This is a genomic window from Corallococcus llansteffanensis (genome assembly GCF_003612055.1).
Lineage (GTDB): Bacteria > Myxococcota > Myxococcia > Myxococcales > Myxococcaceae > Corallococcus > Corallococcus llansteffanensis.
Genome location: NZ_RAWB01000331.1, coordinates 1 through 11,285, shown reverse-complemented (window position 1 = coordinate 11,285; position 11,285 = coordinate 1). Strand labels below are relative to the sequence as shown.

The following is an 11,285-nucleotide window of genomic DNA, read 5'->3' as shown; positions in this document are numbered from 1 at the left end:
CGGATGGGGCGTGGCACCGGGGGCTCGGGGCCTCAGCGGCCGAACCTGCTCATCCTGGCGTCGGACGGGCTCCGGCCGGACCACCTGTCGGGCAACGGCTACCCGCGGGCCACGTCACCGAACATCGACCGGTTGATGGACGAGGGCACGCGCTTCAGCGACACGGTGGTGCAGGTGCCGCGCACTGCGCCGTCCTGGACGACGCTGCTGACCTCGCAGTGGGCGGGCGAGCACCCGGTGGTGCACACGCTGGTGGGCCGCGAGGCGCGGGACACGAAGCTCACCACGCTGGCCACGGTGCTTGCGGCGCAGGGCTACCGCACGGCGGTGGTGGCGGACTACGCGGGGGACCACTTCTCGCGCTTCCCGTATGGCTTCCAGCAGGTGTCCGCGCCGGACTTCCGCTTCCCGGACCTGGTGCGTCAGCGGATGCTCATCATGCACGCGGCGCTGCTGCCGTGGACTGCGCTGGCGCCGGGGCTGTTCCCGGAGCGCGGCGAGTTCCCGGAGCTGACCGACCCGGCGCCGCTGCGCGCGCGGGTGCACCGCACGTTGGACGGGTTGCCGGAGGACGCGCCGTTCGCGCTGGTCGTCTTCGCCTCGTCCACGCACTTCCCCTACGCCGCGCCGTGGCCGCAGGAGGGGCGGTTCGTGGAGCGGGGCTACCGGGGGCCGTGGCGGTTCGGCGCGACGCCGCAGGTGGAGGTCAACCCGGAGGCGCCCTCCCCCACGCCCGAGGACGTGGCGGCCCTGGGGGCGAACTACGACGCGGCGGTGCTCACGTTCGACGGGCTGGTGGGGGACCTGCGCGCGGACCTGGAGCGGCGCGGGCGGTGGGACGACACGCTGGTGGTGCTGCTGTCGGACCACGGCGAGCACCTGGAGGACGCGGGCCTGGGCCTGGGCCACGGCGACCACCTGTGGGGCGGCGCGGCGCTGCGCATCCCGTTCGTGGTGCGGCTGCCCGGGCAGGTGGCCGAGGGGCGCACGGTGACGCAGCGGGCGCGCTCGCTGGACGTGGCGCCCACGGTGCTGGAGCTGATGGGGGTGAGCGCGCCGGAGTCCTTCCGGGGCCGCTCGCTCGCGTCGTTGGTGAGGCCCGGGGCGGAGCCGGGTCCGCTGCCAGACGCGCCCGCGCTCATCGAGACGGACCTGTGGTTCAGCGACCGCGATGGCCAGCCCTACCAGACGGTGCGCATCCCCTACCCGTGGATCTACGAGACGGTGACGGTGGAGAAGGACACGGGGGAGATTGCCCTCAAGCCCGAGTGGGAAGGCACCGTGCGCCGCGCCCGGCACCGGGGGCTGTACCTGGGGCGATGGAAGCTGCTGGAGCTGCCCACGCCGGGCGGGGTGGTGGTGCAGCTCTTCGATGTCGTGGCGGATCCCGCGGAGGCGCACGACGTGGCCGGGGACTTCCCCAACGTCGTCACCGCGATGCGCGCGAGGCTGGCGGAAGAGTTGCCGGATGGAGACAGGGAGCTGGAGCGCCCTGTCGAACACTGACGTCCGCTCAGGAACCGGCGAGCGCGGGCCGCGCACCCTCCACGGAGGACGTGCCCGTGCGGCGCAGCAGCAGCACCACGGCGCCCAGGGCCAGCAGGCTGCACCCGACCAGCAGCGCCAGGTGCACGGAGGTCGCCAGCTCCGTGGCGGACAGCGCGAAGCGCGTCAGGAGGAAGGACGCCGCGTTGTTGAGGATGTGGACGAACACCGGCAGACGGACGCTGCCGGTGCGCTCGGCGAGCCAGCCCAGGTACAGGCCCAGCACCAGCGCCAGGGGGCTGTGGATGGGGTCTAGGTGGATGAACCCGAAGAGCGTGGCGGCTCCCGCGATGCCACCCCAGCGGCCCCAGCGCTCCACCAGGCGGGTCTGCACGTAGCCGCGGAAGAACAGCTCCTCGGCCGTGCCCGCGACCAGCGTGCCGAAGAACATCAGCATCACGAACGTTCCGAACGAGCCCTGGCTGGTGGCCTGCAACCCCTTCAGTGACGACGTCCAATCCCATACGCCCGTGAGCACGGACAGGCTCTCCAGGGCCTGTCCCAGCGCGAAGCAGCCCACCAGGGCGGCCCCCCACGCCCAGACAGGCAGGGACGCTCCCGTCGTCAGCCGCAGACGCTCCCGCAGCGGCCGGGGGGACAGCCACCCGCCCAGCAGCGCGACGCAGAGCCCCGTGAGGCTGGACGTCATCACGCCCGCCACATGGAGCCAGGGCAACAACTTGATCTGCTCCATCATCGCGGTCAGCGCCGCGGTGTCCTGGGCCTTCACGCCGGTCCGGGACATCTCCATGGCCATCGCGATGCCGGCGAGGAGAGCTCCCACGGTCAAGAGCGTCACCAGCATGAGCACGAACGCGAGCGCCACCGTCCACACCCGGGGGCGCTTCGCGGTGGCGGACGGCATGGCGTCCTGGGCGTTGGACCGTTCGGGCTGGGAATCCATGGCACGCGACGTTAGTGCCCGCCTGTGTCCAAGTCGAACGGCGTCCCGCGCCGGCCTTCACACTTCTTCATGCCCCGCGCAAACCCTCTCAATGACCGGCTTCCATATTGGCTCCAGTCAGGAAGCGAAAACGAACCCCACGCTGGAGACAGAACGCCATGAAGAAGAAGCTCGCCATCGCCGGTACCGCCGTCGTCGCCGTCACCCTCCTCACCGGCTTCGGCTTCGGCGGCCGCGGTCACCACGGCTCACCGGATCCGGAGCGCATCAAGCAGATGGTGACGTGGAAGCTGGACGACAAGCTGGATGACCTGGACGCCACCGAGGCCCAGCGCACGTCCATCCACGCCGTGAAGGACCGCCTCCTCGCCGACGGACAGCAGCTGATGGAGGGGCAGCAGGCCGTCCGCAAGGAAGCCCTCACCCAGTTGGAGTCCCCCAACCCGGACGCCGCGAAGCTGCACGCGCTGGTGGACGCGCGCATCGACGCGTTCCGCGCCTTTGCCCACAAGGCGACGGACGCCGTGCTGGAAATGCATCGCACCCTCACCCCGGCCCAGCGTCAGGAGCTGGCCAGCGACTACCGCGAGCACGCCGGCGTGAAGTAGGCCCGGCCCCTGGGGTTGCGCTCGGCATGACACATTCGGAAGCGGGCCTTGCTCCAGCGTGGGCAGGGCCCGCGGGCGCGGCTATGTTTCCACGGTGGATTACACCGACTACGCGCGACGCATCCGCTCTCACGCTTCCCTGGGCGAGCTCACCGAATACGGCCAGGTGCACGAAGGCGGACGCGACTACCCGCTCTTCCGCCTCATCGTCCCCGGTGAGCGCTGGCTCGTCATCACCTCCGGCTTCCATGGCGAGGAGCCCGCGGGCCCGCTGACGCTCGCCCAGCACCTGCCGGACATCGTCGCCTACGCGAAGTCCAAGGGCGTGGGCCTGCGCGTCTACCCGTGCATCAACCCCTCCGGCTTCGAGGACGGCACGCGCTACAACCGCAGCGGCGAAAAGCCCAACAACGACTTCATGCGCTACGAAATCGCCCCCGGTGAGTGGCGCGGCGAGCTCATGGGCGACCCGCCCATCCTGCGCTGGGCCCTGTACGACGGCGGCCCCAAGGAGACGCGCGCGGTGCGCACCGACCTGGCCCGCTTCCCGCCTCCCGACGCCGCGCTCGACATCCACCAGGACAACTACCTGGGCGGCGTCGCGACGTACGCGTACACCTTCGGGGACAAGGCCGCCTACCGCCCGCTGATGGAGGCCTGCGCCGCGCACGCCACCGTGGTGCGCAGCCGCAAGGTGGATGACAACAGCTTCGCGGACGAGAACGGCTTCGTCGTCTTCCACGATGGCAGCGTCACCGACTGGTACACGCGCCAGGGCGTGCCGTATACCGCCGCGCTGGAGACCACCACGCCCACGCCGCCGACGACGTGCGATAAAATCAACCTCACCTGGATCCGCGGCTTCATCGACCTGGCCGCGCGCGGAGAAGGCCCGAAACGATGATTCAGCGCCCCCTGGGAAACAGCGGCCTCACCGTGTCCGTGCTCGGCTTCGGCGCGGGGCCGGTGGGCAGCGAGGCCTTGAGCGACACCGACGCGGGCGCGCTCCTACACGGCGTGCTGGACGCGGGCATCACCCTCATCGACACCGCGCCCAGCTACGGCGTGTCCGAGGAGCGCATCGGCCGGCACCTCGCCTCGCGGCGCCGCGAGTTCGTGCTGTCCACCAAGTGCGGCTACGGCGTGCCCGGCGTGGAGGACTGGACGCCCGAGTGCATCACGCGCGGCGTGGACCTGGCCCTCCAGCGCCTGCGCACCGACGTGCTGGACGTGCTGCACTTCCACTCGTGTCCCCCGGACGTGCTGCACCGCCCCGGCCTGCTGGAGGCGCTCACCCGCGCGGTGGAGGCAGGCAAGGTGCGCGCCGCCGCGTACTCGGGCGACAACGCCGGGCTGGACGCCGCGCTGGAGACGGGCGTGTTCGCGGTGGTGCAGACCTCCGTGAATGTCTTTGATCAGCGCTCGCTCGACCACGGCGTCGCGAAGGCGAAGGCGCGCGGCGTGGGCGTCATCGCCAAGCGGCCCCTGGCCAATGCCCCGTGGCGCTTCCACGACCGGCCGTCCTCGCACGACGTGGGCGAGTACTGGGACCGGATGCGGCGCATGGCCGTGCAGCCCGGAGGCCTGGACTGGCCGGAGCTGGCGCTGCGCTTCACCGCGCACGCGCCCGGGGTGGCGACCTGCATCGTGGGCACCACGCGGCTGGACAACCTGCGCGCCAACGCCCGGGCCCTGGAGCAGGGGCCGCTGCCGGAGCCCGTCGTCCAGGAGCTCCGGGACGCCTTCCGTCGGAATGACCACGGTTGGGACGGGGTTGTCTGAGCAGCCCCCTGGGATGCCCCTTTCGTCAAGCATCCCGGAGGCGGCTCCCGGCAAATGCCCACCATCAACGTTTGTCTCGTCCATCCGGGACGGGTGCTAGCTCTTGGGTGCATGCCGAACATCCGGACATGAACGAGATGCCGGAGTCTGAGAAGCAGGGAGAGTCGGCGGAGATCCACCCCTCATCGCTGGATCTGCACCAGGTGGAGCACACCCCCCAGGTGGCGGCCTGGTTGCGCCTTCGGGCGGGCCAGTGGCTCAGCAACGCCCAGAAGGAGTTCAACGAAGCCGTCTTCGCGCGGGACGGCTCGGACGCATCGTTGGACCGCTATGCCGACGCCCGCTCGGAGCTGGACTCCGCCGAGGCCTGGGCGCTGCGCGTCGCGGAGTTCCTGATGCGTCCGCAGTAGGCGCAGCGCCCGGAAGCCGCCTTCAGAGCGCGAAGCGCCGGATGCGCACCCGCGACGTGCCGTCCGGGTCCGTCACCGTCTCGTTCATGTAGAGCGCGGCCGGCTGTCCCCGGACGACATGCCGCACATGGGGACTCGCGATGGGCGCCACCTCCTGGAGCGTCTTCCCGTCCCACACCGACACGAAGTACTCCGTGGCCCCGACCGGGGTCTGCTTGGGATTGAGGAAGACGAAGCGTTGCTCGCCCGGGATGAACTCGAAGAGGTTCACGCTGATCTGCCCCGGGTAGCGGAGCACGCCGCTGGAGCCCCCCGCGTCATGGGGGGCCCAGGACAGGGTGCGCCTCTCGCGGTCGACGATGTAGCTGTACGTCATCCACACCGAGGTCCGCAGGTCGTCACTCACCGCGGGCAGGGTGTCGATGAAGCCGCCGTTGGCGAGCTCCTCCCCTGCCCCCTTCAACAGCGTGTAGGAAGCCGAGCACCGGACGCCGAAGCAATCCACACCCGAGCAGAAGAGGAGGGGCTGCGTGCGCGTCGCAAAGGTCTCACACGTCTTTGCCCACGACAGGGTCGTGCAGCCCCGGGCCGTGCAGGAGAAGGACCTCACGGGCGGGAAGGACTCGTAGGGTCCCTGGACGCCCCGCACGTTGACGGTGACCGTGTCCTCGTTGAAGAAGGAGGCGCTCAGCGACACCCAGGTCCCCTCGACGGGGACCTCCCACAGCTGGGCCCCGGTGGCGGTGTCATAGACCTGGACGTTCTGCTTCGGCGTCAGCACCCCGAAGCGCGAGCCCGCCGGGGAAATCCTCAGCTGGGACCTGGGCATGCCCAGGTCCTGGACCGTGCCCAGTACGAGGTCGATGATCCACGTGCGCTCCCCCTGCCACGCCCAGAGGTACCGCGCTCCCGCGTGGAGTGCCGGCACCCCCTCCAGCACCCGCAACAGCGTGCGCTTCGAGCAGGCCTGGGCCGTGCACCCGTCCAGGTCCACCACGCGCACATCCGAGTCGCCTTCCGGCGTCTGTTCGATGAAGGACAGGTAACGCTCCCCGTGCTCCTGCATCAGGATGTACCCCTGCATGTGGTCGCTGAGGAGGAAGGCCTGGGAGTCCCCGGGCCGCCATAGCCACGCTGAGCGGAGGCCTTCCGCCTGGGCGCTCCAGAGCAGCAGGGCGCTTCCATCCGCCGTGAAGCGCAGCCCTTCCACGGGCGGCGCGACGGTCCGCACCTCACCGGACGCCAGGTCCTGGACGACCATGCCGCCGCCGGCCTCCTGCGCGACCAGGAAGCGCTGCTGGACATCCACGTCCCACAGGAGCGCCGCCTCCATCAGCGTCTGGACGGGAGCGCCCCCGTCCACGGTCTCGCCCGCGTCAAAGGACTCGCCGGCATCCACCTCCGTGCCGGCATCCATGCCGCCGTCCGGGTCCCCGGGGCATGCCGTCAACCCCATCCCGAGCAGCAACAGGCCCAGGACCTTCCATGCTCCTCCCGGGAGGAGGCTGCTTCGTTGCGATGACATAGGTTCTTCCTGCACTGCGTTGAGCGTCCGCTGCCGGCCCGGCGGACGAAAGACGAGGGGCGCGAAAAAGCGGACCGTTTCCGGCCCTGCCTCCTTCCCCTACGCAGTGAGACACCGCTTCAGGTCAAAGTGGGACACGGATGATGGAGCGCGGTGCGCCCGCATCGTCCGGCGTGGGGGACACGTCCATGTAGAGCGTGGGGGGATTGTCCCGAACGATGGACGCGCCCGCGGGCTGGTCGTTGGGCGCCAGCTCTCCCACCTCCACCACCGAGTGGCCACCGTCCCAGGTCACGATGCGCGACTGCGTTGCACCGTCACTGAGCGTCTTCATCTGTCGGAACAGGAGGCGCTTCGGGTTGGGAACGAACAGGAGCGGCCCGAAAGGATTATGCGACGTCTGGGCCAGCGAGAGCTTCTGGGCGCCTTCCGTCATCTCCAGCACCAGTGTCGGTGGGGATCCTGGCCGGTACTCCTTGATCACCCGGCCCATCACCGTTCCCTGGTCGTCACTGAAGGTGGGGCCCAGCACGATGTCGCCAATGGTCCCTGGGATATAGGCACCTGTGCTGTCGACATGACGGGAAAAGCCCTGGGCGCACCCGCGGGTCGCGCAGGGGTCGTGATAGCAGGCCAGGGCTGGCAGCTTTTCGAGTCGACTCCGCGAACATGTCTCGTTGACCGCCGGCGTGCTCCGGCACCCCTGCGCATCACAGACGTAGGTGATGTGGTAGAGCGGGGGCGCGACAGGGCCCCATTGCCCCTCGGTGTTCACGAGGACGTTCACCTCGTCCAACATGAGCGCGCCAATCGACCACCAGCCCGGATGCCACACGTCGTCCTTCCAGACGTGCTCCCACAGCGGGGTGCGCGTGGCGGTGTCGAACAACTGGACGCTGTCGTCCGGGGTGTGCACACCGTAGCGGGTGCCCTTCGGTGAGATGAACGGCGGGCCTCGCAGCAGCCCCAGGTCCGTGACGGCGCTGGACGGCACATCGATGAGCCAGCCTCGCGGGCCGTCCGACAGGAGCAGGGTCTTCCCCCCGCTCGAAAGCACCGGCTTGCCGCCCTGCACCTGCAGCGGCGTCGCGAGCGGGCATGCCGCGTCCGTGCACGTCTCCGTCCGCGCCACGCGCACGAAGGCCACGTCCTGGGCGTCGCGTTCGAGGAAGGCGACATAGGACAGGGCCGGATCGAAGAGCACCGCGCCACGGACCTGGTGGGACACGGTGACGGCGCCCGACATGCCGGGGCGCCAGAACCAGAGGGTCCGGACCCCGCCCACCTCAGGGCTCCACAACACCGCGGCGCTGCGGTCGCTCGAGGTGACGACGCCTTCGGACGGGGCCGTGATGCGCACCGGCTCCCCCGTGGGCAGCGCCTGCGCGAATGTGTCCCCGTCCCGACGGAAGAGGAAGAAGCGCTGCTGGGTGTCCACCTCCAGCAGCCTCGCCCCTCGAGTCAGCACCTGGAACCTCGGCGGCTCTTCGACGGGAGCAGGGTCGGGGTCCACGACGGGAGCAGGGTCGGGGTCCACGATGGGAGCAGGGTCGGGGTCCACGACATCGTCCGTCCTGCACGACGCCCCTAGGCCCAGGAGCAGCACGGTCGCGACCCACCCGGCCCACACGAGTTCCCTGCATTGAAACCCTGTCATCTGGACTTCCCCCTCAATCACTGACGGTCACCGCCGGCTCGACGCGAGACCTTGTCCACGTCTGACTATCACGTCCGCCGCCATTCCAGACAGGAACAGGGCCTGCTTCAGCGCCCCACGCCCATGCGCGACCACAAGTCCAGCAGGGTGCGCAGCACGGACGCGTCCGGCACCTCCGCCGCGGGCGGCACGTCCACCCGGATGCCCTGGGCCGCCAGCCGCGTGAAGGGGTTGTCCGCGTCCGGCGTCTTGAGCGGCACGGTGGGGTCCGCCGGCCGGAAGCCGAACGCCAGGGCCCGCTCCTGCACCGGCCGGCTGCGCAGGAAGCGCACCCACTCCAGCGCGGCCTCGCGCTGCTCGGGCGTCACCCAGTCCGCCTGGAGCACCGCCGCCGGATGGTCGCTCCACAGCGTCACCGGCGGGTAGTCCACCTGCAGCTGCCCCCACCGTCCGCTCGCGTGGCCAAGATGTGAGATGGCCAGGCTCTCGTACACCAGCGCCAGGTCGTAGCGGGACGGGCCGAAGCGCACCAGGTCCGTCATGAAGATGCCGGTGGAGGGCTCGAAGCGCGTCACGCCCCGCTCCAGGCGCTTGAGCCACTCCTGGTAGCCGGGGTCCAGCAGGTCCGCTTCCTTCACCCCCGCGCGCTGGCCCAGGTACTCCAGCGTCGCGGACAAGAGCGCCTGCAGGCCGGAGTTGGACTTCGTCGGGTCGGTGTGGCCCAGCTTCACGAAGCCCCACGCGGCCGGGCCCCCCACCGCGGGCCAGCCCTGGTCGCTCGCCACCGCGCGCTGGAGCGTCTTCCACGAAAGGTGTCCGCCCCCGCCCGCCTTGCGCAGCACCTCCATCCGGTCCTGCCAGCCCACGAAGACGAGCGGCGTGATGACCAGCGGGTGCGGCGCGGCGTCGCCCTCGTTCGCGAACAGCGGCCCGTGCGAGGCGTCCGTCGCCCAGTCCGCCGCGAGCATGCGCAGCACCGCGCTGTCCGCCGGGCTCCACACCGTGGGCTGCTCGCGGCCCTCCAGGATGGCCTGGGCCGCGTCCAGCGACCCCCGCCCCACCAGCGTCACCCGGACGTGCGGGTGCGTGCGCTGGAAGTCCGCGAGCGCCGCCTCCACCCACTCGCGCTTCTCCGTGCTGTAGAGGAACGTGATGTCCGTCACGCGCCGGCGCGACGGGGGCCGCGCGGGTTCGGGCTCCGCCTCCGGGCCCGCCGTGCGCGGTGCCTCCGGGGTCGTCAGCAGGTAGGACACCCCGAACAGCGCGGCCAGCACGCCAATGAGGAGGAGGAGCCGCGGCTTCATGTCCTGCCTCGTACCCCGGGTCGCACCCCGCGAAAGCCCGCCGGTGCCGTTGTCACAACCATGTCACCCACCGCTTCTCCCCTGGCCGCCCACCCTCCGGAGAGGAGGCCGGCCGGATGCCTTCCAGAACGTTTGTTCGACCCCAAAGCGGATGGCAGACTGAGCCGATGATGGCACTGCGTCGGCGAATCGCGCTGCTGGGATGGGGCGTGCTGCTCGGAGGATGCGCGGGAAAGCAGGCTCCGCCCGTCCAGCACTATGCCCTGGGCATGTCCCGCGCGGAGTATCGGGACTATGCGGGGTCGAAGGCGAGCCCCTGTGACGCGGAGCCGCGCTGGTTCTCCGACGAGCTGACGGCGGTGAACGGCCTGCTGGCGCGCTTCATCCAGGAGACGGCGCAGGCGCAGGACCCGGCGTCTCCGGACCAGCCACAGCACCTGGCGCTGCTGGAAGAGGGGCTGCGCACGCTGCCGCCGGTGCTGAAGGTGCACGAGGGCAACCTCCGGGCCCTCCAGGGCTGCGGCTTCCGGCGCTCGGGCGCGTTCCCGGACCTGGCCCAGCGGGGCGCGTCGCTGCTGAAGGAGGCGCAGGGGCGGATGGCCCTGGGGCCGCAGATACAAGCCGCGGTGGCGCTGCGCGAGGCGCAGAAGAAGTGGCGGGAGGAGGCCCCGGCGCGCGAGGAGAAGGCGCGCGGGACGTGGTGCTCGAAGGATCCCCAGGTGGGCCAGCCGGACCTGTACTTCGCGCGGCAGGCGCCGGACGGGCGCACCGAGTGGCTCTTCTGTGACGGGCACCGCGTGGAGAAGCAGGCCGACGGCGAGCCCACGCTGGTGAGCCCGGAGAACCTCAGCCGCAAGGACCGCCGGCGCGTGCAACCCCAGAAGTACCTGGATGCGGCGCGCGGCTACCCCACCGAGGAGATGGACCGCCAGCCTGGCTCCGCCACGCCCCCTGCCGCGGCCGCCGCGGAAGAGGTGCACTGAGGTCGCCTGAAGCCGGCGTCGCGCCCCGTCACGCCCCCAGCCGGGCAAGCCGCTTCGACAGGTGCGCGTCGCCGCCCGCCTCCACCCCGCCGACGAAGGCCGCGAGCGAGCTGCCCGCGCTGGACAGGTGGGCCTCCACGTGCGGCTTGAGCGCGGTCCAGCGCTTGCCCCACGCGTCCTCGGAGCCGTCGCGCAGGTCCGGACGCTCGGCGAGGAGCGCCGTCACCCGCAGCGCCAGCTCCGGGTCTCCCAGCGTCCGCGCGGCCGCCACGCCCGTGGGCACCTGGCCCGCGGGCGCGGCCGTCCACATCTGGGTCGCGCGCCGGAAGGCCGCCACGTCCACCGCGGACAGGAGCCCCAGCGCGTGGCGCAGGGGCAGCCGTCCCTCCGCCTTGGGCCCCACCACGTGCGCCATCAGCGCGGCGAAGGGCGCGGCCAGCGCCGGGTGCGCCGCGGGGTCCACGCCGCCCAGGGCGCGCAGGGCGTGCCGGGCCTTGCGCGCCAGCCGCGTCACCTTCCAGGACGGGCCCTTGAGGCGGGACTGGAGGACGGAGAGCGCCCCCGCGG

Annotated in this window: 10 protein-coding genes and 1 pseudogene; 6 read left to right on the top strand and 5 right to left on the bottom strand. The window is 71.1% G+C overall.

What is annotated here, in order from left to right:
• The coding region (locus D7V93_RS26895; RefSeq protein ID WP_120646116.1) for a sulfatase family protein at positions 1 to 1,506 on the top strand (1,506 nt) is incomplete at its 5' end.
• A 7-nt stretch (positions 1,507 to 1,513) separates the two neighbouring features.
• Here D7V93_RS26895 and D7V93_RS26890 read toward each other — a convergent pair.
• Positions 1,514 to 2,449: a CPBP family intramembrane glutamic endopeptidase gene (locus D7V93_RS26890; protein ID WP_120646114.1), complete on the bottom strand. Its 936-nt coding sequence runs from the start codon at positions 2,447 to 2,449 to the stop codon at positions 1,514 to 1,516.
• A gap of 158 nt (positions 2,450 to 2,607) precedes the next feature.
• Here D7V93_RS26890 and D7V93_RS26885 point away from each other — a divergent pair, with 158 nt between their 5' ends.
• The 4 genes from D7V93_RS26885 to D7V93_RS26870 all read left to right on the top strand — a co-directional run bounded on the left by D7V93_RS26885 (position 2,608) and on the right by D7V93_RS26870 (position 5,249).
• A complete protein-coding gene (locus tag D7V93_RS26885; protein ID WP_120646113.1) occupies positions 2,608 to 3,057 on the top strand; it encodes a Spy/CpxP family protein refolding chaperone in 450 nt (149 codons plus the stop codon).
• 94 nt (positions 3,058 to 3,151) lie between these two features.
• Entirely contained in the window at positions 3,152 to 3,961 is an 810-nt protein-coding gene (locus D7V93_RS26880) for a M14 family metallopeptidase (RefSeq protein ID WP_120646115.1), read from the top strand.
• Positions 3,958 to 4,839 carry an aldo/keto reductase gene (locus D7V93_RS26875; protein WP_120646112.1) on the top strand — a complete coding sequence of 294 codons (882 nt, stop codon included), beginning with the start codon at positions 3,958 to 3,960 and terminating at the stop codon, positions 4,837 to 4,839. Before D7V93_RS26880 ends, D7V93_RS26875 begins: the two co-directional genes overlap by 4 nt.
• 128 nt (positions 4,840 to 4,967) lie before the next feature.
• Positions 4,968 to 5,249, top strand: a complete 282-nt coding sequence (locus tag D7V93_RS26870; RefSeq protein ID WP_244237527.1) for a FruA-associating protein, FapA — start codon at positions 4,968 to 4,970, stop codon at positions 5,247 to 5,249.
• Between the two features lie 22 nt (positions 5,250 to 5,271).
• Here D7V93_RS26870 and D7V93_RS26865 read toward each other — a convergent pair whose 3' ends face one another.
• The 3 genes from D7V93_RS26865 to D7V93_RS26850 form a co-directional block, all read right to left on the bottom strand.
• Complete coding sequence (locus tag D7V93_RS26865) at positions 5,272 to 6,774, bottom strand: hypothetical protein (protein ID WP_147451344.1); 1,503 nt, start codon at positions 6,772 to 6,774, stop codon at positions 5,272 to 5,274.
• A 124-nt stretch (positions 6,775 to 6,898) separates the two neighbouring features.
• Entirely contained in the window at positions 6,899 to 8,335 is a 1,437-nt protein-coding gene (locus D7V93_RS26860) for a hypothetical protein (RefSeq protein WP_158623868.1), read from the bottom strand.
• Between the two features lie 203 nt (positions 8,336 to 8,538).
• Positions 8,539 to 9,735, bottom strand: coding sequence for a substrate-binding domain-containing protein (locus tag D7V93_RS26850; protein ID WP_120646109.1), 1,197 nt, complete (start codon positions 9,733 to 9,735; stop codon positions 8,539 to 8,541).
• Between the two features lie 167 nt (positions 9,736 to 9,902).
• Here D7V93_RS26850 and D7V93_RS26845 point away from each other — a divergent pair, with 167 nt between their 5' ends.
• Complete coding sequence (locus tag D7V93_RS26845; RefSeq protein ID WP_120646108.1) at positions 9,903 to 10,718, top strand: hypothetical protein; 816 nt, start codon at positions 9,903 to 9,905, stop codon at positions 10,716 to 10,718.
• A 28-nt stretch (positions 10,719 to 10,746) separates the two neighbouring features.
• On the opposite strand, the pseudogene D7V93_RS26840 reads toward D7V93_RS26845, so the two are convergent.
• Positions 10,747 to 11,285 (bottom strand): annotated as a pseudogene (locus D7V93_RS26840) (WGR domain-containing protein); the annotation flags it as partial.